The organism is Actinomadura sp. 7K534, assembly GCF_004348575.1.
GTDB lineage: Bacteria > Actinomycetota > Actinomycetes > Streptosporangiales > Streptosporangiaceae > Spirillospora > Spirillospora livida.
In genome coordinates this window covers 23,168-47,962 of the sequence record NZ_SMKB01000032.1, presented here as the reverse complement: position 1 = coordinate 47,962, position 24,795 = coordinate 23,168, and the positions used below count along the sequence as shown (strand labels likewise).

General features: G+C 72.9%; 17 protein-coding genes and 1 pseudogene. 4 read left to right on the top strand and 14 right to left on the bottom strand.

What is annotated here, in order from left to right:
• From E1266_RS09840 to E1266_RS09815, 6 genes are all read right to left on the bottom strand, one after another.
• A partial coding sequence (locus E1266_RS09840) for an O-antigen ligase family protein (protein ID WP_207945522.1) occupies positions 1 to 1,355 on the bottom strand: 1,355 nt, incomplete at its 3' end.
• On the bottom strand, positions 1,352 to 2,611 hold the full coding sequence (locus E1266_RS09835; RefSeq protein WP_132045994.1) for a glycosyltransferase: 1,260 nt from the start codon (positions 2,609 to 2,611) through the stop codon (positions 1,352 to 1,354). The genes E1266_RS09835 and E1266_RS09840, both read right to left, overlap by 4 nt.
• Before the next feature lie 6 nt (positions 2,612 to 2,617).
• Positions 2,618 to 3,754, bottom strand: coding sequence for an SDR family NAD(P)-dependent oxidoreductase (locus E1266_RS09830; RefSeq protein WP_165966005.1), 1,137 nt, complete (start codon positions 3,752 to 3,754; stop codon positions 2,618 to 2,620).
• 44 nt (positions 3,755 to 3,798) lie between these two features.
• Complete coding sequence (locus tag E1266_RS09825) at positions 3,799 to 4,947, bottom strand: DegT/DnrJ/EryC1/StrS aminotransferase family protein (protein ID WP_132045992.1); 1,149 nt, start codon at positions 4,945 to 4,947, stop codon at positions 3,799 to 3,801.
• A 4-nt stretch (positions 4,948 to 4,951) separates the two neighbouring features.
• Entirely contained in the window at positions 4,952 to 6,400 is a 1,449-nt protein-coding gene (locus tag E1266_RS09820) for a hypothetical protein (RefSeq protein ID WP_165966004.1), read from the bottom strand.
• Between the two features lie 87 nt (positions 6,401 to 6,487).
• Entirely contained in the window at positions 6,488 to 7,150 is a 663-nt protein-coding gene (locus E1266_RS09815) for a response regulator transcription factor (protein ID WP_132045990.1), read from the bottom strand.
• Between the two features lie 299 nt (positions 7,151 to 7,449).
• On the opposite strand from E1266_RS09815, the gene galE reads away from it, so the two are divergent.
• The 3 genes from galE to E1266_RS09800 all read left to right on the top strand — a co-directional run bounded on the left by galE (position 7,450) and on the right by E1266_RS09800 (position 11,086).
• Entirely contained in the window at positions 7,450 to 8,454 is a 1,005-nt protein-coding gene (galE, locus tag E1266_RS09810) for a UDP-glucose 4-epimerase GalE (RefSeq protein ID WP_132045989.1), read from the top strand.
• A gap of 285 nt (positions 8,455 to 8,739) precedes the next feature.
• On the top strand, positions 8,740 to 9,630 hold the full coding sequence (locus E1266_RS09805; protein ID WP_132045988.1) for a hypothetical protein: 891 nt from the start codon (positions 8,740 to 8,742) through the stop codon (positions 9,628 to 9,630).
• 187 nt (positions 9,631 to 9,817) lie between these two features.
• Complete coding sequence (locus tag E1266_RS09800; protein WP_132045987.1) at positions 9,818 to 11,086, top strand: acyl-CoA dehydrogenase family protein; 1,269 nt, start codon at positions 9,818 to 9,820, stop codon at positions 11,084 to 11,086.
• Positions 11,087 to 11,444: 358 nt separating this feature from the next.
• Here the strand turns inward: E1266_RS09800 and E1266_RS09795 are convergent, their stop codons facing one another.
• From E1266_RS09795 to E1266_RS09775, 5 genes and pseudogenes are all read right to left on the bottom strand, one after another.
• The gene (locus E1266_RS09795; RefSeq protein ID WP_132045985.1) at positions 11,445 to 12,707 is read right to left on the bottom strand and encodes an HNH endonuclease signature motif containing protein; all 1,263 of its coding nucleotides are present in this window, start codon (positions 12,705 to 12,707) and stop codon (positions 11,445 to 11,447) included.
• 516 nt (positions 12,708 to 13,223) lie between these two features.
• Positions 13,224 to 13,409, bottom strand: coding sequence for a DUF397 domain-containing protein (locus E1266_RS09790; RefSeq protein ID WP_132045984.1), 186 nt, complete (start codon positions 13,407 to 13,409; stop codon positions 13,224 to 13,226).
• Positions 13,400 to 14,212: a helix-turn-helix transcriptional regulator gene (locus tag E1266_RS09785; protein WP_165966003.1), complete on the bottom strand. Its 813-nt coding sequence runs from the start codon at positions 14,210 to 14,212 to the stop codon at positions 13,400 to 13,402. Before E1266_RS09785 ends, E1266_RS09790 begins: the two co-directional genes overlap by 10 nt.
• A 438-nt stretch (positions 14,213 to 14,650) precedes the next feature.
• Positions 14,651 to 15,718, bottom strand: coding sequence for an acetate/propionate family kinase (locus E1266_RS09780; RefSeq protein WP_132045980.1), 1,068 nt, complete (start codon positions 15,716 to 15,718; stop codon positions 14,651 to 14,653).
• Positions 15,719 to 15,759: 41 nt separating this feature from the next.
• Positions 15,760 to 18,123: pseudogene (locus E1266_RS09775) on the bottom strand (phosphoketolase family protein); the annotation flags it as partial.
• A 463-nt stretch (positions 18,124 to 18,586) separates the two neighbouring features.
• Here E1266_RS09775 and E1266_RS09770 point away from each other — a divergent pair.
• Positions 18,587 to 19,876 (top strand): amidase, encoded by a 1,290-nt coding sequence (locus E1266_RS09770; protein ID WP_132045976.1) that lies wholly within the window; start codon positions 18,587 to 18,589, stop codon positions 19,874 to 19,876.
• A 6-nt stretch (positions 19,877 to 19,882) separates the two neighbouring features.
• On the opposite strand, the gene E1266_RS09765 is transcribed toward E1266_RS09770, so the two are convergent.
• The 3 genes from E1266_RS09765 to E1266_RS09755 form a co-directional block, all read right to left on the bottom strand.
• On the bottom strand, positions 19,883 to 22,687 hold the full coding sequence (locus E1266_RS09765) for an AAA family ATPase (RefSeq protein ID WP_132045974.1): 2,805 nt from the start codon (positions 22,685 to 22,687) through the stop codon (positions 19,883 to 19,885).
• Positions 22,688 to 22,815: 128 nt separating this feature from the next.
• Positions 22,816 to 23,742 carry a serine hydrolase gene (locus E1266_RS09760; protein ID WP_132045972.1) on the bottom strand — a complete coding sequence of 309 codons (927 nt, stop codon included), beginning with the start codon at positions 23,740 to 23,742 and terminating at the stop codon, positions 22,816 to 22,818.
• 50 nt (positions 23,743 to 23,792) lie between these two features.
• Entirely contained in the window at positions 23,793 to 24,773 is a 981-nt protein-coding gene (locus tag E1266_RS09755) for a LysR family transcriptional regulator (RefSeq protein WP_279436314.1), read from the bottom strand.
• Positions 24,774 to 24,795: the final 22 nt, after the last annotated feature.

Here is a 24,795-nt window from a genome sequence, read left to right as displayed (position 1 = left end):
TATAAGAGACAGGGTGTGGCGTTCGCGGTCAAGGCGGGTGCGGCGGGCGCGCGGCGGCCGAAGAGGTCGAGGGCCGCGATCAGGCCGAAGACGGCGAAGCCGTGCCGGTAGTGCAGCACCTCGTAGAACAGGCCGCAGACGAGGAACACGACCAGGAGGGCGCCGAAGAGCTCGGGATGCGGGACGAGCCGCGCGTACTCGGGTTCCAGCGCGTCCCGCCGCGCGATCCGCAGGGTCCGCAGGATCAGCACCGCCAGCAGCAGGATCAGCGCGACCCCGCCGATGAACCCGCGTTCGAGGACGGACGCGATGTAGTCGTTGTGCGCCTCCTGGACGTACGCCTCCTGCCGGACGCGCATCTGCGTCTCGGTCTGCGCGGCGCCGATGCCCCACGGGTGCTCCTGAGCCTCGATCATGTCCCAGGTCGTCGCGAAGACGGTGCTGCGGGACTCGGTGCTCTCCCCGGTCGTCCGGCCGATCGAGTCGCGCAGGATCGGGGACGCCTGCCCGGCGCGGTCCAGGAACGGCTGGATGTCGACCTGGGTGACCGTGACGACCGCGCCGCCGCCGAAGAGCGCGGCCGCGGCGCCGACCGCGACGGCGTGGTGGGCCTTGCCCTCGCGGAACAGCCGGAACAGGTAGCCGAGCAGCAGGGCGCAGCACAGCGCGAGCAGGCCGCCGTTCGAGCCGGTCAGCAGCTCGGCGGCGAGGAGGATCCCGCACACGGCGCGGCGCGCCCACGTCCGCTCCGGGAAGCGGGTGGCGCGCACGATGAAGAAGACGCAGATGAACCAGTTGGCCGCGTAGTTGGCGTCGCCGAACGTGAACATGAGGCGCTCGCCGTCGACCTGCTTGCCGGACAGCGCGTCGTTCCCGATCGCGAAGCCGGCCATCATCACGAGCGCGTAGGCCGTACCCGTCCAGACGAAGGCGCGCAGCGCGACGCGGAGCAGCGACGGGTCGCGGCCGAGGTTGGCGATGCAGACCGCCCACAGCAGGACGTACAGGTCCTTGACGAGCGTGAGCCCCCCGGCGCCGTCGTTGGCGAGCGCCGCGACGCCGCCCGCGATGACCGTGAGCAGGGTCGGCACGAGGTACGGCCAGCGGAGCGGGACCTTCCGCGTCCCCGCCCACAGGAACGTCACGAGGACGAGGCCGCCCAGCACGGCGTCGGGCAGGGCGGTGTTGCCGGGCCCGGGGGCGAGCCCGGCGGGCATCAGCATCGGCAGCGACGCGATGCCGGCGACCAGGGCGACGGCCTCCAGCCGCAGCCCCCGCCGGGGCGGCGGGGGCTGCGGCGGCGCCCCGGCTGCCGGGGCGGTCGTCGGAGCGGACCTGGTCGCGGTCGCCGTCATGACCGCCGGTAGGGCCGCCGGGACGTGCCGCGGTACGTCTCGTCCAGCACCGTGCCGAGGTGGGCGGGGGTGAACCACTCGCCGATCCGGCCGCGGGCGCGCTCGGCCATCCGGTCGGCGGCGGCCGGGTCGTCCAGCAGCGCCGCGATGGCGCCGGCGAGCCGCTCCGGGTCCTCCGGCGGGACGAGCAGGCCGGTCTCCCCGGCGAGGACGAGGTCCTGGTTGGACGGGACGGCCGTCGCGACCAGCGGGATCCCCGCGCTGATCGCCTCGACCAGCACGCAGGGCAGCCCCTCCCAGCGGCTCGCCATCGCCATCAGGTCGAACGCCGGCAGGACGGCGGCGACGTCGTCGCTGTGCCCGAGCCAGCGCATCCGGTCCTCGACGCCGAGCCTCGCGGTCAGCTTCGCCAGCCGCTCCGCCATGGGGCCGCCGCCGACCCACAGCCCGAACACGTCGTCCGGCAGCCGGGCGATGGCCTTCGCGAAGATCTCCGGGCCCTTCTGGAAGGTCAGCCGGCCGACCGACCCGACGACCTTCACGCCGAGCGGCAGGTCGAGGCGGCGGCGCGCCTGCGCCCTGGCCCCGGGGGCGGGCGCGTAGGCGTCGACGTCCACGGCCGGCCACGACAGCCGCACCCGCTCCGGCGTCGTGAGGCCGAGCCGCAGCGCGGTCGTCACCGTCTCCGACCCGATCCCGAGGAACGCGTCGGTGTGCTTCGCCGCGATGCGCTCCAGGCGGATGTAGGCGCTGCGCCGCGCCCACGACTGGAACTCGTTGAACGGGAACCCGTGCCAGGTGTGCACGATGCGGGGCACCCCGGCGCGGGCCGCCGCGAGCCGCCCGATGACGCCCGCCTTGGACGAATGGGTGTGGACGACGTCGTACCGCCCCTCCGCCAGCACGCGCGTGAGGGTCGACAGCGCGGCGAGGTCGTCGCGCGGCGAGATCTGCGGCACCAGCGGCCCCACCTGGACGATCTCCATCCCGGCCCGGTACGCCGCGGGCGTGAGGTCCCCGGCGGCGGCGTTCGCCACGGCTTCATCGCCGTGCAGGACGGCGTCGCGGCCCGCGGCGGAACGGCCCGCGGCACCCCTCGCCGAGGGTTCGCTGTCCATGCCGACGCCGCCGGTGACGATCGCGCGCTCGTACGTGCCGTCCGGCAGCGCGAGCGCCCCGTTCAGCGCCACCCGGCCGCCGCCGCCGTTGAAGCGGGTGATGACCTGCGCGACGCGCAGCTTCCTACCTGTACTCACGGGTTCCTACCTGTACTCACGGATCACCTCACTGGCCGGGAGGGAACGCCTGGCCGGCCGGTACTCCGGCAGCAGGCGGCGCAGCAGCAGCCGCACCTCGTCCGCGTCGCCCGCCTCGACCGCCGCGGCGAGCGCGTCGAGCAGCCGCGGCACCCCGCCGGGCGGCGGCAGCGGCCGGGTCCCCCAGATCTTCGGGTGGGCGGTGCGGATCCGCCGCTCGGAGTCGGCGAACGCCTTCTCGGCGAGCTTCTCGCCGGGACCGAGCCCGCGGAACCTGATCGTCACCGCGGGCGAGCGGAGCTGCGCGGCGTACCGCTGGACCAGGTCGAGCACCGGGACGGGGCTGCCGATGTCGAGGGCGAACGTCTCCGCCTCCTCCGCCAGCGCCGCCGCCTCGATCAGCAGGCCCGCCGCCTCCGTCACCGTCATGACGTGCCGCGCGGCCTCCGGGTGCGCGATCGTGACGACCTCGCCGGCGGCGATCCGGCGGGCGAGCGGGCCGAACGGCGTGCCCGGCGCGCCGATGACGCCGCCGACGCGGACGGCGGCGAAGCACGTCGGGCCGCCCGTCGCCGTCTGCAGCAGCAGTTCCGCGAGCCGCATCGTCGCGCCGAGCACCGACGTCGGCTCCGCCGCCCGGTCGGACGAGACGAGCACGAGGCGCCGCACCCCGTGCCGCACCGCCGCGTCGAGGACGTGCCTGGTGCCGAGCACGTTGTCGGCGACGCCGCGGCACGGGTCGTGCTCGACCTCGGCCAGCCGGTACCGGCCCGCCGCGTGGAAGAGCCGCTCGGGCCGCGCCTCCCCGACGACGGCGTCGACGCGGGGGGCGTCCCGCACGTCCGCCTCGGCCAGGGTGACGCGCCCGCCGCCCGGCCGCCCGGCCAGTTCCCGGGCGAGCCGCTCCAGCCCGCGCCCGTCCTTGTCGACCAGGCACAGCGCGGCCGGGCCGAGCCGCCAGACCCGCCGGCACAGCGCGCCGCCGACCGTCCCGCACGCGCCGGTGACGAGCACCCGCCGGCCGCGCAGCAGGCGCCGCCCCCGCTGGTCGCCGAGCGGGATCTCGGCCCGGTCCAGCAGCGGGCTGAACGGACCGGCCGGCGGCGCGGCGGGCGGCGCGGCGGCCCGGTCGCCGAACGACACGCGGAATCCCCGGGACGGGCGGTGCGGCGGGATCCAGCGCACGGTCAGGCCCGGGTCCGCAGGGCCTCGGTGAGGGCGGCGACGACCCGGTCCTGGCCGTCCGCGGTCAGGCCCGGGTAGAGCGGCAGCGACAGCAGCTCCTCGCCGACCCGGTCGGTGACCGGGAGGCCGCCGCACTCGTCCTCGCCGAGGATCGACCGGTAGGCCGACAGCTGGTGCGCCGGGATGAAGTGCACGGACGTCCCGACGCCCGCCTCCCGCATCGCGTCGCCGACCGCGTCGCGGTCCGGGACGCGCACCTGGTAGAGGTGCCACGCGTGCTGGACGCCGTCGAGGCTCTCCCGCTGCGGGAGGACGACCCCGGGCACCCCGGCGAGCGCCTCGTCGTAGCGGGCGACGAGCTCCCGGCGGGTCTGCTGCCAGCCCGGCAGCGAGCGGATCTGGGCGCGGCCGATCGTCGCCTGGACGTCGGTCATGTTCGCCTTCAGCCCGACGTCCTTCACGTCGTACCGCCAGCTACCGCCCGGCAGGTACCGCTTCCACGAGTCCTTGCTCATCCCGTGCAGCCGCATCGCCCGGACCCGGTCGGCGAACTCCTCGTCCCTCGTCGCGACGGCCCCGCCCTCGCCGATCGGCATGTTCTTCGTCGCGTAGAAGGAGAAGCACGCCGCGTGCGAGGACGAGCCGACCGGGGCGCCGCCGCGCGCCGCGCCGGGCCCGTGCGCGGTGTCCTCCACCACCCGCGACCGGTCGAGGCCGACCGCCTCGGCGAGCGCCGGCACGTCCACCGGGTAGCCGGCCTGGTTCTGGGTGACCATCGCGGCGGGCGCCACCCGGGCCGCCGCGGCGGCGACCGTGTCCGGGCTCGGCACCAGCGTCTCCTCGTCGATGTCGGCGAAGACGGGGCGGTGCCCGGCGTGCAGGATCGCGTTGATCGCGCCGCAGAACGTCAGGCTGGGCGTCAGCACCGGCGACCCCGGCGGCAGGCCCATCGCGCGCAGGCTCAGCTCCAGCGCGCTGGTGCACGAGGCGACCGCGACGACGTGCGCGGCGCCGATGTGGTCGGCGAACTCCTGCTCGAACGCGGCGGTGTCCGGCCCGGTGGTGAGCCACCGGCCGTCGAGCACCTTCGCGACCGCCTCGGGCACCCCCTCGGTGAGCGGCGGGACGCAGAACGGAACGGCTGAACTCATCTGGCTACTCCTTGGTCTCGCGCCCCTTGGCGGGCCTGCGTGCGGAAATGCGGGTCGTCGCCTTGCGCGACGCGCCGACGACGCCGAGCAGCGGCCAGCCGGACGCGGCGACGAGGTCGCGGACCGTCTCCAGCCCCGCCACCGTCGTCACCCGCCCGACCACCACGACCACGCCGACCGTGTCGTCGGCGCCCGGGTCGATGTCCTCGAACGCGTGCACGTGGCACGCGCGCCGGACCGGGACCGGCTGGGTGGTCTCCGACGGCGACACCTCGCCCGGCTTCTTCGCCATGACCGCGGTGCCGCCGCCGGCGCGGACCACGGACGTGCCGCTCCGGCCGCCGGGTCCGTCGCTGTTCAGGGAGGGGCCGTCGCCGGCGTCCTCCCCGCCTTCGGGGGCGCCGCCGTCAGGGACGCCGTTCTCGGCCGCGCGGCCGTGACGGAGCTGCACCGGCCGCGTCTCGTCGCCGTAGACGGCCGCCGCCACCGTCGACACCAGCCGCGGCGGCAGCGGTCCGGGCGCGCCGACCAGCGTGACCCGGCCGACGCCCTCCTTCTTCGCCGCCAGCCGCACCCGCCGGCCGAGGTCGGCGAGCTGCGCGGGGCCCCGGTCGGCCCAGCCGAGCAGCGGCACCCCGAGCCGCCGCGCGACCCGCCGCTGCCCCGGGATCGTGGGCCGGACCATCTCCGCCACGACCGCGATCAGGATGCCGCCGACCAGCCCGGCCAGCCCCGCGATCGCCGCCATCATGACCGTCGGGTCGCGCCGGGGCGCGGGCACCGCGTGCTGCACCACCGACGCCGTTCCCGCGGAGGTGAGCTGCGTCATCAGGTCCGAGCGGTTCGACCGCAGGCCGCTCAGCTCCGCCTGCACCCGCTCCCGCTCGTTGGCCGCCGAGATGTCGGGGAACGTGCCGCCCGCCCGCCGCGCCAGCGGCCCGAGCTTGTCCTCCAGTTTCCCGATCCGCTCGTCGATCTCGTCGACCTGCCTGCGGATCGCGTCCTGGTTGGAGTGGTTGATCTGCCGGACGACCTTGGTCGCGATGGCGTCGGTGAGCCGCTGCGCGACGGCGGGGTCCCGGTCCTTCACCGACAGCTCGACCACGGTCGAGGACCCGAGCCCGGTCACCTCGACCGACTTGGCGACCTTGCGCGCGGACCGGTCGGCCTTCTGCTCCCGCAGCACCTCGGTCAGCAGGCCCTCGCTGGTCGCGAACGCCTTCACCTGGCTGACCACGACGCTCGCGCCCGCCTCGCCGGCCGCCGCGTCCGCCGACGTCGCGCCGGCCTGCAGCCGCGACTGCGCCACCGCCGCCGGCTCCCGGCCGCTCATCAGCAGCGCCACCAGCGTCAGCGGGAGGACGGTCATGACCGTCAAGAGCACCCAGTAGCTGCGAACCACCCGCGCCGCGACTTCGTCGAGCTCCACGATCTTCCCCTTCGGCCTCGTCACGGCGAGCGTAGGAAGGCCCGTCACGCGGGCAATCGCCCAAAAGACGACCCCCGTCTACGCCGTTTGCACCAGGTGCGGGGGAGGGGCTCAGGGATCGGTGGGGCGCATACCGGCGCGCATCGCGAGCGTGATGGCCTCCAGCGCGGAATGCATGTCGAGCTTCGACAGCAGGTTCTGCGTGTGGGTGCGGACGGTGTTCGCCGACAGGCCCAGCCGCTCCGCGATCTCCGCGCGGCCGAGGCCGTCCACCATGCACTGCAGGACCTCGCGTTCGCGCGGCGTCAGCCCGGCGAGGAGCGCGGCCCCGCCGGCCGGCTCCCCGTCGCCGCGCACGAGCCGGCGCAGCACCTCGCCGAGCACGTCCGGCGGGATCCAGCCGCCCTGCCGGGCCGCGGACCTGATCACCCGGGCGACGAGGTCCGCGCTCTCAGTCTTCTCCAGCCAGCCCACGGCGCCGCGCCGGACGGCCTGGACCAGCGCGTCCAGATCGCTCATCGCGGTCAGCACGACGACCCGCACGTCCGGGTGCGCTTCGCGGACCCGGTCCAGGACGTCGAGCCCGTTCTCCGCGCCGAGCGTCAGGTCCAGGACGAGCACCCGCGGGCGCTCGGTGGTGGTCAGCGCGAGAGCGCGCCGCACGTCGGCCGCGATCGGCAGGATCACCAGATCGGGCTCGCGGCCCAGCCGGGCCGCGAGGGCCTCGGCGAAGAGCGCGTGGTCGTCCACGATGAGGACGCGGGTCGGTTGCATCCACCGACGATGACCGCTGCCGCCGCGCGGCGGATCCTGCAAATGCTGTACTCGCCCGCTCGCCGCCCCCGCTCGCCGGCCGCCCGTTTCGGACGTCCGCCGGGCCGTCCGGCGCGCTCCCGGGATCCCCGCTGGTGACGGCCGTAGAAGAACTCGTGCGCGGACGTCCGGAGGGCCCCGCCGGTTCACCGGCGTCCGGACCCGGTCACCTGGGGTGCGGGCCGTTGACCCTCCGCGACCGCCTCCTGATCCTGAGCGTGACCACTTTCAGGGGACGCACGGCTATCAGGGGATGCCACATGAAAGTCCTGATCACCGGGGGAGCCGGTTTCATCGGCAGCACCATCGCCTCCGCCTTCGCCGAACGCGGAGTGACGCCCGTGGTGCTCGACAGCCTCGTCACGGGCCGGCCGGAGTTCGCCGACGGGAGGATCTTCTACCGGGGCGACATCGGCGACGGCGAGCTGGTGGACCGGATCTTCCGGGAGCACCCCGACATCGTCACGACCGTCCACTGCGCCGCGCTGATCGTGGTGCCCGACTCGATGGCCGACCCGCTGCGCTACTACCGGGTCAACCTCAGCAAGACCCTCGACCTCGCCGGCCACCTCATCCGCAACGGCCGGGACCGGATGATCTTCGCGTCCACCGCGGGGATGTACCGCCCCGAGCCGGACCTCTCGGTGTCGGAGACCTCCGCGCTGGAGCCCCAGAACCCCTACACCCGCTCGAAGATGATGGCCGAGCTGCTGATGGAGGACCTCACCAAGGCGTCGAGGCTGCGGGTGGTCTCGCTGCGCTACCTCAACCCGATCGGCGCGGACCCGCAGCTGCGGACCGGCCTGCAGAGCAGCAAGCCCACGCACGCCCTCGGCAAGATGATCGAGTGCCACGACCTCGGCGTCCCCTTCAAGATCACCGGGGTGGACTGGCCGACGCGGGACGGCACGGCGATCCGCGACTACATCCACGTCTGGGACATCGCCCGCGCCTTCTACGAGGCCGCCCTGCGCTTCGACTCGATCATCCCGCCGCTGGGGGACCGCCCCGGCTACCAGGTGATCAACCTCGGCACGGGCGACGGGACCACCGTCCGCGAACTGGTGGACGCCTTCCGGGAGGTCGTCGGCGACGGCTTCCGGGCCGAGGACGCCCCCGCCCGCCCCGGGGACGTCGTCGGCGCCTTCGTCGACCCGGCCAAGGCGCGGGACCTGCTCGGCTGGAAGGCCGAGTACACCATCGAGGACGCCATCCGCCACTCCCTCCAGTGGGCCGAACGCCGGCGCGAACTCGCCGCGTCCTGACCGGCCGATCCGCTCCCGAGCCCGCCGCCCGCCTCCAGCGATCTCGCGGAGGCGGTGCGGCGGGCCCGGCTCGTCGTGTTCCTCCCGTGCCGGGGGCATCCCGTGCTATCCGCCCCACATACCCGGCCCACGCCGCTATGTCGCGTAAAGAAGCCAGTAGTTACTCTATGTGTTTCTTTGGATACTTAGAGTTATAGTGTCGCTGTTCTGTACGGGTGGGGCAGGTACGCGGACTGAGGAATCATGAAGCGAGCATGCAGGGACAGGCGTGTCCGGATCGTCCTGGTGACCGCCATGGTCCTGGCCGCTCCGGCAATGCTGATCGTCCCGAAGGTGCGGACGGATCTCGTCCGCGCCTGCGGTTGTGTCGTCGACGTCTCCTGCGCCTCGCGGGACTTCTCCGGCGAGGGGCCGTTACCGGGGAACGCGCCGTACTCCGCCGCGCGGGCGGCGCTGCGGCGCCAATCCGGGGACAACTCGGACACCGGCCGGGATTCCGTCGTCTCGATTCCCGTGGACGACGCCGGCCTCGACCTCAAGTTCAGTTTCTACCGGGGAATCGGCGGCGGGGTGACCAGTACGCTCACCCGGGACGCAATGGCGCTCACCTTCGAAGGAGGCGCCGGCGTCGGCGGATCCTTTTCCGTGGGCTCGGCCCTGGGAATGCGCCACACCGGGCTCTCCTTCGAGGCGCGGGCTTCGATGAGCGGCCGGCTGCGCTTTCTCAACCCGCCGGACTTCGGCCTCACGATGTCGGGGGACGGCAGGCTGCAGGCGTATATGGACGTCAAGACGTCGCACTTCCGTACCCGTTTCCGGTCCAGGTACGTCTCGCTTCGCGAAGTGGAGGTCGTGGGGCAGGACGTGGCGCCGATGACCCGGCGCTCCTGGAGTCTCGGCACGGAGTTCAAGGTCGCCAGCGCCTATACGGTGAAAATCCCCTGGGGGCGTTTCTTCGACGTGTGGGAATGGATTTCCGGGCTGGCCCCGGGCAACTGGGATTCCCGGTCCCCGCCCCCGCCGCCATCCGTCGACCATCCCGATTACGCGGCGGTGCTCGGCCGCACGGTGTTCAAGCATCCGCGCGCTGCCAGACCGCGCGGGAGCGGGCGCCGGGTGCGCGTCACGGTCCGCACCGTCGCGCCGCGGAAACTGTCCGTCCTGCGGGCGGCGTGACGACCCGCACCCTACGGTCCCGGGCGGCGGCATCGGCGGAAGGGGCGTCCGGGGCCGGGACGACGGACGCACCCGCGCCGGGGGCCGACGGCGGCCCGGCGGCAGTAAGCGTGCGGTGACCCCGCCCTTCCTGCCGGGCGGCGGCGGGTGCCATGCTGGCCCGCACCACAAAGGTTGAGGAGATTGTATGGATTTCGATCTTCCGGAGGAGCTGACCCGGCGTCTTGCGGACCTGGACGCGTTCATCGAGCGGGAGATCGCGCCGCTGCAGGCCCAGGACGACAACGAGCGGTTCTTCGACCACCGCCGCGAGTACTCCCGTACCGATTTCGAGAACGGGGGTGTGCCGCGCCCGGAGTGGGAGGAACTGCTGGGTGAGATGTTCCGCCGGGCGGACGCGGCGGGGTGGCTGCGCTTCGGCCTGCCGGAGGAGGCCGGGGGCTCCGGCGGGACGAACCTCGACATGGCGGTGATCCGCGAGCACCTGGCGCACAAGGGGCTCGGGCTGCACAACGACCTGCAGAACGAGGCGTCCGTCGTCGGGAACTTCCCGTTCGCGCACATGCTGCTGGAGTTCGGGACGCCCGAGCAGAAGCAGGAGTACCTGGAGCCGATGCTGACCGGCGCCAAGCGGATCGGCTTCGGGCTGACCGAGCCCGATCACGGCAGCGACGCGACCTGGATGCAGACCACCGCGGTCCGCGACGGCGGCGACTGGGTCATCAACGGCGCCAAGCGGTTCAACTCCGGGATGCACTCGGCCACCCACGACGTGGTGTTCGCCCGCACCGGTGGCGAGCCCGGCGACGCCCGCGGGATCACCGCGTTCTTCGTGCCGACCGATGCGCCGGGCTTCTCGGTCGACTTCCACTGGTGGACCTTCAACATGCCCACCGACCACGCCGAGGTGACCATCCGCGATGTGCGGGTGCCGCACTCGGCGGTCTTCGGGGAGGTGGGCGAGGGGCTCGCGGTGGCGCAGACGTTCGTGCACGAGAACCGGATCCGCCAGGCGGCCTCGGGGGTCGGGGCCGGGCAGTACTGCATCGACCGCAGCGTTGCCTACGCGCGTGAGCGGGTCACGTTCGGGCGGCCGCTGGCCACCCGGCAGGCGATCCAGTGGCCGCTTGTGGAGCTGCAGACCGAAGCCGAGATGCTGCGCGGCCTGGTCCGCAAGACCGCCTGGGAGTTGGACCGCGTCCCGCACATGGAGATCAGCGACCGGGTCTCGATGTGCAACTACCGGGCCAACCGGTTCGTGTGCGACGCCGCAGACCGCGCCATGCAGGTCCACGGCGGCCTCGGCTACACCCGGCACACCCCGTTCGAGCACATCTACCGCCACCACCGCCGCTACCGCATCACCGAGGGAGCCGAGGAGATCCAGATGCGCAGGGTCGCCGGCTACCTGTTCGGCTTCGCCGGCCCGAACAAGGTCGCGGACGCCAAGGGCTGAGGAGCGGCGCGGTGCGAGCGACGAAGGCCCTGCTCACCCACCGCACGCACCGCGGCCGCGACGGCCGGCCTGCCGGGGAAGACGGCGACGGTGTTCCCAAGCCACGGTCATCGAAGTGAGCCGTGTCGCCGATCACGCCCCCGGGCAGTCGCACCTCCCCAAAGCCCTGCCCGACCGGCGTCCTCTGGGGGCGCCGCCGGAGCCACGGATCTGGGCGGCGGTGCCGAGGCTCGGTGTGATCTGCCCTCGGCCTTTGACGACACCGTCCACAGCACGCTCATAAGGCAATGGGCAGCGTGATGGGCGGCTGCATTTCCGGCGGAACCGGTGCGCAGCCGAGGGAGGGGGCGGCCCAGGTTCAGGCGGCCTGGTTCCAAGGGGGCGGACGGCCGGTCGCGATGGGTGTCACGGTCTTGCCTCCGATGCCGGTTTCAGGCTTCTGGAGACGGTAGCTGTAGCGGCCTTCGGTATCTCGGCGGACCGTGATCCGACCAGGGTGCGCGGCCTTGTACCGGTTGTGGAATCCGCAGGTCAGGGTCAGCTGGTCGACGTCGGTGGGGCTGTCGCCCAGCGCCCAGCCATTGACGTGGTCGACCTCGCTCAATGTTCCGGGGACCTCGCAGCCCACCACCGCGCAAGTGGGGTAGAGGGCCTCGAGAACCCGTCGCTGCCCGGGGGAGGCGAACCGCTCCCGGTATCCGAGGTAGAGCGGCACGTGACCGCGTCCCAGCAGCAGCGGCGAGACCCCGGCCGCCAGCGCGATCCGCCGGGCCTGCTCGGCGGGGACGGGTGTGCCGTCGGTCAGTCTTCCGGGTGCGGTGCCGCCGGTGAGGGTGTCCAGGTCGCAGATGACGGTGACCTTGGTGGCCTTGTGCCCGCCCGACAACACGGAGGACAACGCCGCCGCGGTCCGCTCGGACAGGTCGCGGCGGTCATCGGTACCGGCGGGCTTGGCGAGCGGCCCGAGCGTTCCGTCCCAGATGGCGGCGTCCTCGGCGTTCAGCCATCCCTTGATGTACCGCCCGCCGTCCAGGGAACGCGTCGAGTCGAGCCAGGACCGGTCATAGCCCCGCTGAGCATCGTCGGGTGCCGGTTCGGTGCCGTCCCGCTCTGCGATCACGTCACGGATACGGCGGCCGAACGAAGCCACCTTCCCGGCGGAGAAGTCCTGGGCGACCATGCCGAGCAGGATCTTCTCAGCGGTGGCGCAGTCCTCATCGTCAAGACGGGCGACCGCTCCCGCGATCGTGGCGGCGTAGCCGAGGGACAGGTCACCGGCGCTCCACCGTCCGGTGACCTCGGTCAGGCGGTGCCGCTGCCGAGCGAGGACGAGCCGTTCCTTGGCGCGGGAGTCGCGCATGCCGAGCCGGTTGCGGAGCCACGACTGCGTGGACGGGAAACCCCAGCGCTGCACCTCACGACCGGCGTCCACGACGGAGACGAATCCAGTGAGGGCGGCCTCGTTCATGTCAGTGGCCGTGGAAAGGGCTTCGGTGAGTTCCAGGCAGGCGGCCGCAGATTCGGGCGGTTCGCGCCGGGCGAGTTCGGCCGCGATCGCGGACGCGGCGTTCACCAATTCCATGGTGGACGCCACCGCCAGATCGACCGCAACTCTTTCCATACCTCAATTCTAAGGCCCACCCACCCCTCCTATAGCCCATAGCGGGAGCCAAAATTGTCACCCCTACGCCACGTCGGACTTGGCGCCGACCAACAAAAGAACTAACCCGAAAATTCGGACACCGCCTCGCCTTGATAAACCTGCCGCCCACCCCGTCAACTCCGTGTCCCAAAAGAAAACGAAGCGAATTGAAGGGCCATCGCTGGAAGGGCCAACGCTGGAAGGGCTGACGGCGGAGCTCTTGGCTGGCGGTGGGGGCGGCGCGTCGGGCAGAGGGCAGGCGGAGCCTGCCCGACGAAAGCTGCACTCAGGGGCCGCAGAGGCTCCGAAGTCAAGGGTGGGACGGAGTCCCATCGCGAAGCGACGCCGAAGGCGCCCTTGACTTTGGAGGGGCGGCCCCGTACGCAGCGCCGCCCCCACCGCACGGCCGCCGAATATGGGCTCGCGAACCCACGAACTGCGGCTACGAACCGTGGCTGCGAACGCCGGCACACGGAGCCGGCAGGACCCTGGAGATCAGGCGTTCTTCAGAGACCGGGTGAGGTTCCTGAAGTCATGGGGGGTGAGGAGGAGCTTGGGTCCGTGGGGGTTCTTGCTGTCGCGGATGGCGACGGCGTCGCTCATACGGGCGACTTCGACGCAGTCGCCGCCGTTGTTGGAGCTGCGGCTCGACTTCCGCCATACGGCGGTGCTCAGGTCCACTTTTCCTTCGCCACCTTTGCTATCAGTTCGAGGGACTGGTCCACGGGGTACGCGGCGGACTGAATTGACGCGAACAGCCCGGTGAGCCGTTTGATTTCGAGGCGATCGGTGGTCGTGTCGCCGCTGACTGCGTTGTCTTTGTACCCTACCTCGCCGCCATCCGGGAGAGTTCCGATGGCGAAGGCTCCGCCGATGCCCTCGTGCAGGCGGAGCGGGGCGATCTGGACGCGGACTCGACGGCAGGAGACCGCCAGCAGGTGCTGAAGCTGGTCACGCATCACCTCGGGGTTTCCCGCGTCCCTGAGAAGCACGCTCTCATCCATCACGTACATCAGACGTGGTGGTGTTGCACTGGCCAGGACCTCCTGCCGTGCGAGGCGAGCCTCAACGGCGGCCTCGTCGTTGTCGAGCAGGTGGGCCGCGTAAGCGGGAGTCTGGAGAAGTCCAGGAACGACCAGTGGCTGGTAGCTCCGGATCGCGTCGAACTTCGGTTCCTGCATCGCCCAGTCGGCGAACCATGCCGGGACGGCGTTGGCGCCCTTGAACAGGCCGTCCCACAGATGGGTCAGTGCCTCGCGGGTGTCGAGGACGCGGTCGGCCTGGACGGCGAGGAGCCGGTCAGGACGTGTTTCCCCGCGTTCCACGGTGCCGATCGTGCTCTTCGAGTAGGGCGCGCTGTCCTGGAGCAGGTCGCACAGGCCCGCGATGCTCAGCCCCGCGGCTTCCCGGTAGCGCCGCAGCTCGGATCCGAACAGCGCGTTAGGCGACTCCCAGGGGCGCAGATCGTTCGGACGTTGTCCCATTGCTTTGTCTCCCTTGACCGTGGACGGCCGGTGACGACCGGCCATGAGCGCCGGCTGCCGTGGAAGGGCGGCCTGTGTGCACTCTTCGTGTGACTTCCAGTGCACAGAGTGACATGAGGGAGATGGTTTGACCACCGGAATTCACGAACAAAATCGATCCTGGAGATCTTTTCTGTGACCTCGCTCAAATCTCCCGCGCGCGCGCGAAGAGATGGCTCGTGAATGGCTTGCAGGGCTGTTCCACCATCGAACCTGGGGGGCCGACTACATCGGACGTACGGCCATCATCCATTTAACGACGAACGTCCAAGGTACAGCGACACGGAACTCATTCTCGTGCGTGTTCCACTGGACAATGGCCATCCGGCGATAGGTCGAGGGCCAGGTAGAGGCCGCGTCCGCATCGGACAACCGACCGCCGGTCGGTGCGGCAGGGGCTTAATCGTGACCGAGGACCCGGCGGGTCCCGGCGGCGATCTCCAGGTCCTCGCGGGCCTCGATCACGAGTGTGCGGACGGAGGCGCCGGGAGCTGTGATGTCGGTGTCGTCGTCCGCCGCCGTGTTGCGGTCCGGGTCGATGGAGACGCCGAGGTAGGCGAGATCTTCCGCCAGGCGCATCCGCACGGACTGGTCGTGTTCGCCGACGCCCCCCGTGAACACGAGCGCGTCGAGACCGCCGAGCGACGCGGTCATAGCGGCGGCGCAGGCGCGGAGCCGGTGGTGGTAGACGTCCAGGGCGGCGAGTGCGTCCGCGTCGCGTTCCGCGGCCAGCTGGCGGACCTTGCGCATGTCGCCGGTCCCGGTGAGGCCGCGCAGTCCCGAGTCGCGCTCCAGCGCGGTGTTGACGTCCTCCGCGGAGAGGCCGTGCCTGACCAGCCACAGCGGGATGCCGGGGTCGACGCTGCCCGCCCGGGACGCCATGACCAGGCCCTCCAAAGGCGTGAACCCCATCGTCGTGTCGACCGAGCGGCCCTCGGCGACGGCGCAGAGCGACGCCCCGGCCCCGAGGTGGCAGACGACCGTCCGGGCCGGAACGGTGCCGAGCATCTCGGCCGTCCGGCGGACGGCGTAGGCGAACGACAGGCCGTGGAACCCGTAGCGGCGCAGCCCGAACCGGCGCCGCCACTCCCCGGGGAGCGCGTACGTGGCGGCGGCAGCCGGGAGGGCGGCGTGGAACGAGGTGTCGAAGCAGGCGACGGCGGGGACGCCCGGAAGCGCCTCGGTGATCTCCGCCAGCGCCTCCAGCGACGCCGGCTGGTGCAGCGGCGCCAGGTCGGCCAGCTCGTGCAGCCGCTCGGTCACCTTGCCGTCGATGAGCACCGGCCCGGGGAAGTCGGTGCCGCCGTGGACGAACCGCAGCCCGATCGCGTCCGGGGGCGGCATGTCGGTCACCGTCGGGCCCATCTCGTGGCCGACTCCGGACTCCACCGCGAGGACGGTGTCGTCGTCGTCCAGGAGGCTCACCTTCAGGCTGCTCGACCCGGGGTTGACCGTGAGTACCCGCATCACCGCTCCTCAGTACCGCTCCGCCACCGACGGCTCACCTCTCAGTAGGGCCAGGTCCACTCGCTGACCTCGGGCGCGTCCTCGCCGTGCAGCCGCGTGTAGGCGCGGGCCGCGAGCCGCTGGTCGGCCATCCGCTGCCGGACGTGGGCGACGCGCCCGCCGAGCGACGGGACGCGGTCGATCACGTCCATGACGAGGTGGTAGCGGTCCAGGTCGTTCAGCATGACCATGTCGAACGGCGTGGTGGTCGTGCCCTCCTCCTTGTAGCCCCGGACGTGCAGGTGCGGGTGCCCGGCGCGGCGGTAGGTGAGCCGGTGGATGAGGTACGGGTAGCCGTGGAACGCGAAGATGACCGGCTTGTCGGTGGTGAACAGCGCGTCGTAGTCGCGGTCCGGCATGCCGTGCGGGTGCTCGCTGTCGGGCTGCAGCCGCATGAGGTCGACGACGTTCACGACCCGGACGCGCAGGTCGGGGAACAGCCGCCGCAGCAGGTCGACGGCGGCGAGCGTCTCCAGCGTCGGGATGTCGCCCGCGCAGGCGAGGACGACGTCGGGGTCGGCGCCGCCGTCGGTGGACGCCCATTCCCAGATGCCGATGCCGCGGGTGCAGTGCGCGATGGCGGCGTCCATCGGCAGCCAGTTCAGCGCCGGCTGCTTGCCCGCCACGACGACGTTGACGTAGTCGCGGGACCGCAGAACGTGGTCCCCCACCGACAGCAGCGTGTTCGCGTCCGGCGGCAGGTACACGCGGACGATCTCCGGCTTCTTGTTCAGGACGACGTCGAGGAACCCGGGGTCCTGGTGGGTGAAGCCGTTGTGGTCCTGCCGCCACACGTGCGAGGACAGCAGGTAGTTCAGCGACGCGATCGGCGCCCGCCACGGCAGCTTCCGGGTGACCTTCAGCCACTTGGCGTGCTGGTTGAACATCGCGTCCACGATGTGGACGAACGCCTCGTAGCTGTTGAAGAGCCCGTGCCGCCCGGTGAGGAGGTAGCCCTCCAGCCAGCCCTGGCACAGGTGCTCGCTCAGCACCTCCATGACCTGCCCGGACGGGGCCTGGTGCTCGTCGGTGGGGAGCAGCTCGCCCTGGAACACGCGGTCGGTGGCCTCGAACACGTCCTGGAGGCGGTTGGACGCGGTCTCGTCGGCGCCCATGATGCGGAAGTTGGACGGGTTCGCCCGCACGACGTCGCGCAGGAACGACCCGAACGTGCGGGTGGGCTCGGTACTGGTCGTGCCGGGCTTGTCGACCGGGACCGCGTAGTCGCGGAAGTCGGGCAGGACGAGCGGCTTCAGCAGCAGCCCGCCGTTGGCGTGCGGGTTGGCGCTCATCCGGCGCTCGCCGCCGGGCGCCGCGGCCAGCAGCTCGGCGACCGGGCGGCCCGTGCCGTCGAACAGCTCGTCCGGGCGGTACGACCGCAGCCACTCCGCCAGCTGGGCCAGGTGCTCCGGGTTGTCGCGGACGCCGCCGAGCGGGACCTGGTGGGACCGCCACGTGTCCTCGACCGGCTTCCCGTCGACCTCCTCCGGGCCCGTCCAGCCCTTGGGCGACCGCAGGACGATCACCGGCCAGCGGCGCCGCCCCTTGGCCCCGGCCTCGCGGGCGCCGCGCTGGATCTCGGCGATCTCGGCGAGCGCCTGGTCGAGCGCGGCGGCCATCTTGCGGTGCATGGACGCGGGCTCGTCCCCGCTCACCAGGAACGGCTGGTACCCGTAGCCGTCGAGCAGTTGGACGAGCTCCTGCTCGGGGATCCGCGCGAGGAACGACGGATTGGCGATCTTGTAGCCGTTCAGGTGCAGGATCGGCAGGACGGCGCCGTCCTTCACCGGGTCGAGGAACTTGTTGGAGTGCCAGCTCGCCGCCAGCGGCCCGGTCTCGGCCTCGCCGTCCCCGACGATGCACGCGACGACCAGGCCGGGGTTGTCGAACGCCGCCCCGTAAGCGTGGGCCAGCGAGTACCCCAGCTCGCCGCCCTCGTGGATCGAGCCCGGCGTCTCCGGCGCGACATGGCTGGGGATGCCGCCGGGGAACGAGAACTGCCGGAACAGCCGCCGCATGCCCGGCTCGTCCAGCGACACGTCCGGGTACACCTCGCTGTAGGTGCCCTCCAGCCAGGCGTTCGCGACGGCCGCGGGACCCCCGTGCCCCGGCCCCATGATGTAGATCATGTCCAGGTCGCGAGTCTTGATCGCACGGTTGAGGTGCGCGTAGCAGAAGTTCAGGCCGGGGGTGGTGCCCCAGTGGCCGAGCAGCCGCGGCTTGATGTGGTCCCGCCGGAGCGGCTCGCGGAGCAGCGGGTTGTCCAGCAGGTAGATCTGCCCCACGGACAGGTAGTTGGCCGCTCTCCAGTACGCGTCGATCTGCCGCACTTCGTCGTCGGTCATGGCGGCGGACTCGGTCATGGCGCGTCCTTGTCCCTTCGATTCGGGGGGCGAGGAATCGAAACCGTCCTCGGGGGGATCTCGTCCCCCGGATTGGCCTCCTCAACCATCACCGGAAGCCCGCCCCCGAAGGGACCGCCCGTCCCGGGCACCGGCAGGGCCACGGCGGCGGGTGCGTGCCGCCGTGGCCCTGTCCCCCCACCTGGATGTGGACGTCACCCGGTTACAGGGGCGGCCGCCGCGTCCGGGGCGCCGGTGTCCCGGCGCCCCCCGGGCGCGGCCTCCGCCCCGCCCCCCAGCGAACCGGTGGGAGCGTCTCCATTGGGTGCCTGGAAGCCTGCCGCCTACCAGCGCGTAAGTTCACGGGTTCGGGCGCGCGATCGGTGGACGGTCGCGCATCTGCGACGAGAGGTCGCCGCCCGGAAGTCCGGCCCCGGCGGTCTGCCATGCTACGCACAGGCAGTCGACGGATGCGGACGGGAGCGGCATGGGTGGGTTCTTTCGCGGTCGGACGCTGGCGGACATCGCGCGCGGCCTGCGGTCCGGGGACGAGTCTCCGGCGGGGCTGCTCGCGGGCGCGCTGGAGTCGGTCGACCCGGACCTGAACGCCTTCGTGACCCTCGACCCCGAGGGGGCCGGGGCCGCGGCCGCGCGCGCGGGCGAGGAACTCGCGGCCGGCTACGACCGGGGTCCGCTGCACGGCGTCCCGGTCGCGGTGAAGGACATCATCGACGTGGCGGGCCTGCCGACCGGGATGGGGTCGGCGCACTTCGAGGGCCATGTCGCCGAGGCCGACGCGCTCTGCGTGACGATGCTCCGGGACGCCGGCGCCGTCATCGTCGGCAAGACCGGCACGCACGAGTTCGCCTACGGCGGCACCGGCGACGTGTCGGTGAACGGGCCCGTCCGCAACCCGCACGACCGGGAGCGGATGTCGGGCGGCTCCAGCAGCGGCAGCGGCGCCGCCGTCGCCGCCGGCATGGTCCCGCTCGCGATCGGCACGGACACGGGCGGCTCGGTGCGGATCCCCGCCGCGTTCTGCGGCATCGCCGGGTTCAAGCCGTCGTACGGGGCCATCCCGGCCGGCGGGGTGTTCCCGCTGGCGGTGTCGTTCGACCACGTCGGCGTCATCGCCGCGTCCGCGGACGACTGCCGCATCGCCTACCGGGCGCTGACCGGCCCGGCGGAGGCCGTGCCGTCGCCGGTGGACGAGAGCGCGCCGCACGGCCGCGTCGCCTGGATCGAACCGCTGGAGATCGACCCGGACGTGGAGCGGGCCGTCCGGGCGCTGTTCCCGGACGCGCCGTCCGAGCGGATCGACCTGCCCGGGATCAGGGCCGTGTTCCGCGCCATCCAGGACGCCGAAGCCTACGACGTGCACGCCGAGCGGGTCGCGGAGGCGCCCGGCCTGTTCCAGCCGCCGACCCTGGAACGCCTGGAGCGCGCCGGCCGGACGCCCGCCTGGCGCTACCTGCGCGCGTTCCGCGAACGCGAGCGGTTCGCGGCGGAGGTCGCCGGGCTCCTCGACCGCTACGACGTCCTCGCGCTGCCGACCCTCCCGATCACCGCCCCGAAGATCGGCGAGACGGAAGGGCCGCTCGGGTCGCACGTGCCGACGCTGGTGAGCCTCACGTGCCCGTGGAACGTGCTGGGCCTGCCCGCGCTGAGCGTCCCGGCGGGCACCGTCCACGGCCTCCCGGTCGGCGCCCAGCTGGTCACCCGGCGGGGAGCCGAGTCCCTGCTGTTCGACGCCGCCGCGAACCTCGCCGCCGCCTGACGGCCGTCACAGGTACAGGCCGAAGAACTCTTCTGGGTGGTCCAGGAGGGGCGGCAGGTCGTCGGCCGTGAGCGTGACCAGGTCCTTCTTGCTGGGCGGCTTGGCGGGCTTGCGGTTCTTGCCGCTCTTGCCGGTGGCCCCGCCGATCTCCTTGCCCGCCACCACCGCGGCGGACGCGACGCGGTCGGCCTGGTTCGCGACCGCGACGTCCAGCATGTTGCGCATCAGCCGCCCGTTGCCGAACGACGGGCCGCGGGGGGCGCGGCGCAGCATCGCCAGCAGGACGTCCTCGGTGCCGGGCGCGAGCCGGAAGCCGTCCGCGGCGGCGAGCTGCCCGAACAGGATGATCAGCTCGTCGTCGGTGTAGTCGGGGAAGTGGATCTGCTTGGGGAAGCGGGAGTCGAGGCCGGGGTTGGCGGCGAGGAACTCCGCCATCTCCTGCTCGTACCCGGCCACGATGACCACGAGGTCCTCCCGGTGGTCCTCCATGAGCTTCACCAGCTCGGCGATCGCCTCGTGCCCGTAGTCGCCCTTCAGCGGCGACTGCGTCAGCGTGTACGCCTCGTCGATGAACAGCACGCCGCCGAGCGCGCGTTCCACCAGCCGCCGGGTGCGGGGCGCGGTCTGCCCGATGTACTCGCCGACGAGGTGGGCGCGGGACGCCTCGACCAGGTGCCCGGACGACAGCACGCCGAGCCGCTTGTAGATGCGGCCGAGCAGCCGCGCCACCATCGTCTTGCCGGTCCCGGGGTTGCCGGTGAACACCATGTGCCGGGTCGGCGGGGTGATCGTCAGCCCGGACTCGCTGCGCAGCCGCGCCGCGTGCGTCCCGGCGACGAGCAGCGCGATCTCGTGCTTGACGGTCTCCAGCCCGGTGAGGTCGCGCAGCTCGGCGAGCGGGTTGCCGGTGGCCTGCGAGGTGTCCAGCGTGTCCGGGATGTCCTGCTTGCGGATCAGCAGGCCCGCCTTCGGCGCGCTGCCGTCCGCCGCCTCGCCGGCCGCCTCTCCAGCAGCGTCGCGCGCCGCGGCGGCGCGGGCGCGGGCCGCCGCGACGACCAGGTCGGCGAGGTGGGGTGCGAGGCGGGCGTTGCGGAGCGTCTGCATCGGCGGGGTCGCGGCGAGCAGCACGCCCGCGGCCTCGATCGCCTGCCTGGTGCCACGGGCGCCGCGGGCCTCCAGCGCGCGGCGGAACAGCTCGGCGTGGCCCTGCGCGGTGAACGGCCGGGTCCGCGCGATCCGGAACCGCTGCGGCAGCACGGGGTTGATGTCGCGGATCCGCTCGTCGCCGCCCGCGCCGGCCAGCGCCACCAGGTGCAGGTCGGGATGCACGGCCAGCAGCCGGTGCAGCTCCGCGGCGATGGCCTCCCCGTTGCCGGGGTCGCCGACGATGGTGTCCAGGCCCTCGATGATCAGCAGCCGGTCGCCCGCGCAGTCGCGGGCGTCGGCGTGCAGCTTGGCGACGGCGTCCGACAGCCGCTGCCCGGTGAGCAGGTTGTCGGTGACCCAGTGCGGGTCGCGGCCGAGGGCCAGCGCCCGGCCGAGCTCCTGCGCCGCGTCGCGCTTGCCGGTGCCGTCCGGGCCGGCGATCAGCAGCCGGACGGGCTCCTCGCCGCGGGTCAGCTCGGCCAGCGCCGCGACCACCTCGGGCTGCCCGACCAGCGACGTCGCGATCTCCGCCGGGCGGTCCGACCCGCCGCCGGCCCGGCCGCCGGTGCGCGCGGCGGCGTCCCCGGCCGGTTCCCCGACGCTCTTGAGCGTCTCGGTGAGCGGGTTCACGACGCGGCGGCGCGGCGCGTACAGCCGCCGCAGGTCGGTCTGGAACTGGCCGACCGGGATCCACTCGGCCTTCGGGAACCACGGGTCGCCGGGCAGGCCCTGGGCGATCGCGACGAACCGCATCGCCATGTCGAGCCAGCCCCGGCAGGCGTCGGCGGCGCCCGCGACCAGCGCCCGGACGAGCCACGCGCGCGTCCGCTCCTGCCAGGCCCCGGGCTTGAACCCGCGGTGCTCGGCGGGGAACCGCCGCCGCAGCTCGTGGTACCGCTCCTCGCCCACCGCGACGGCCAGCTCCGCCGGGACGTGCTCCATGCTGCCCTGCAGCAGCAGCTGGATCAGGTGGGTCTCGACGCTCTCGTCGCGCGGCGCCGCCTCGGCCAGCACCTCGTAGGCCGCCAGCAGCCCGGTGCAGACCCACTCCAGGTAGCCGACCGGGCCGAGCAGCTCGGGCACCGCCGTGACGATGTCGTCGCCGGCGTGCGCGTGCCAGTGCTCGCGGAGCTCCGGCTTCGGCAGGTTCACGTCGCAGACGGGCGCGTCGTCGTACAGCCGCAGCAGCGCCTTGCGGCGCTCCTCCAGCGGCTGGATGCCCTCCAGGACCGACAGGCAGTCGCGGGCCAGCTCGATCGCCAGCTCCCGGTCGGGCGCCTCGATCAGCCAGTCGACCGGCGGGCGCCACCGCCCGCCCGGCGCGTCCCACCGGGTCATCCGGGTGCTGAGCGGGCCGGGGTTCACCAGGTGCCGGTGCAGCAGCCGCTCGGGGAGCTGCGAGTACGACCCCGCCTTGATCGCGCCGCCGCCCGGCAGGAACGCGAGGATGCCGAAGATCTCCGCGGTGACCAGCGTCGCGGGCAGCGTGAGCAGCTTGTGCTCGTCGGTCGTCAGCTCCGCCGCCCGCGGGTCGGCCGCCAGCCCGTCGATCCGCGCCGCGATCTCCTCGAACAGCCCGTCCGGGACGCGCCACGGGCCGTACGAGTAGACGTCGAGCACCGGCTCGTCGGTGAGCAGTAGCTCCAGATGCTCCGGCAGCCGCAACGAAGTCTCCCCAAGAGTGATCAAAGCCGGGGTACAGCTTATGTTTCCCGAGGGAGTGCTGGCTTGGCGGTCACCCGGATCGGGTGTAGCGGACAGGCCGATCGGTGGTATAGGGGCGGTACCGAAGGTCAGGGACGGCGGAGTGCCTCGACCGCCAGGCGGGCGACGGTGCCGATGGCGGCGTCCGCGCGCGGCAGCACGGCGACGGGCAGCAGGGACCGGGTGAAGACCGCGACCGCGTAGCGGCCCCCGTCCGGGTACTCGACCGCGCCGACCTCGTTGCGCAGCGTCGGCAGCGTCCCGGTCTTCCCGCTGACGACGACGTCGTCGAACGGGAACCCGGACGACAGGCGGTGCGGCCAGACCTGGAGCCCGAGGAGCCGCCGCATCGCCGCGCACCCGTCCGGCGGGGCCGCCTCGTCCCGCCAGATCATCGAGAGCAGCCGGGTCATGTCGCGGGGGGTGCTGCGGCTCGTGCGGAGCGGGTCGAGGGCGCGCAGCCGCGCGGCCACGCCGGGGTCGTCCAGCCGGGACCACACGTCCGCGAACCCGGTCACGCCCGCGTCGGCGAGCAGCGACTCGTGCAGCTCGCGCCCGCTGACCTCGACGACCGTGTCGCTGAGCCCCAGCGCGGCGGCGGCCGCGTTGACCGCGTCCCGGCCGACCCGGTCGAGGACGGCGTCGGCCGCCGCGTTGTCGCTCACCGTGATCATCAGGAACGTCAGGTCGCGGAGCGACATCCGCACCTCGTCCAGCATCCCCGAGATCCCGGTCGGCCCGGCGGTGCGGTCGGCCGGGCCCAGCACGACCGGCTCGGCCGGGTCGAGGACGCCCTCGGCGGCCTGCCGGTGGAACGCGACGAGCAGCGGCACCTTGAACACCGAGGCGAGGACGACCGGGTCGCCGGCCCGGACGGCGACCTCCCGCCCGCTGTCCATGTCCACGACGTGCAGGCAGCCGGTCACCCCGGCGGCCCGGAACTCCGCCTCGATCCGCTCGGCGACCTCCCCCTGGGCGGCCCGGCGCGCTTCGCCCACGCGCTTCGCTTCGCTCATGCGCTCCGCCTGTGGGGGGTCGCCCCCCCACGCCCCCCGCTTCGCTTCGCTCATGCCAGGAACCCCGAAGACGGCCGGGGGACGACACGGCGTGCGGGCGCGGCGTCCAGCGGCGTCATGCCCGCCTCGCGCCGCAGGACGGCGGTCGCGACCGCGACGAAGTCGGTGATGGCGCGGAGGTGCTCGGGGTCGCCCGCCCGCCGCCAGATGCACGACGTCCGCCACGCCAGCGGTTCCCCCACCAGCGGGCGCCACGCCACCCCGGTGGTGTCGTCGACGCGGGGGACGAGGGCCACGGCCGTCCCCGCGAGGACCAGCCCCAGCGCGAACTGCGGGTGCCGGGCCTCGTGGACGGCGTCCGGCGCGTAGCCGTGCCTGCGGCAGGACGCCAGCAGGTCGTCGTGGGCGCCGGGCGCCTCCTCGCGCGGTGGGACCACGAGGTCGCGGCCGCCGAGGTCGGCGAGATGCACCTCGGGCGACGCGGCCAGCTCCGATGCCGCGGGCACGAGCACGCCGAGCGGCCGGCCCAGCATCGGGCCGAGCTCCAGGCCGCGGGAGTCGCACGGGTGCCGCACGATCCCCGCGTCCAGCGCGCCCTCCGCCAGCCCGCGGACCTGCTCGGCCGTCCCCGTCTCCCGCAGGTCGAGCCGCAGGTCCGGGCGGCGCGCCCGGAACGCGGCGATCAGTGCGGCGACGATCGGGCCGCCGAGATCGCTCGGCAGGCCCGCGCGGACGGTCCCGACCTCGCCGAGCCTGGCCCGCTCGGCGACGGAGTAGATGCGGTCCACGCGGGTGAGGATGTCACGGGCCTCGTCCAGGAGTAGCCTTCCCGGCGCGGTCAACGCCACCTTCCGGCTCGACCGGTCGAACAGCCGCACCCCGAGTTCGCGCTCCAGCCGCTGGACCCGCTGGCTCAGCGGCGGCTGCGCCATGCCGAGCCGCTCCGCCGCCCGGCCGAAGTGCAGCTCCTCGGCCACGGCGACGAAGCACCGCAGATGCCCGACCAGGTTCACGATCAGCGACGATATCAAGTGAGATATCCCTCTGACATAG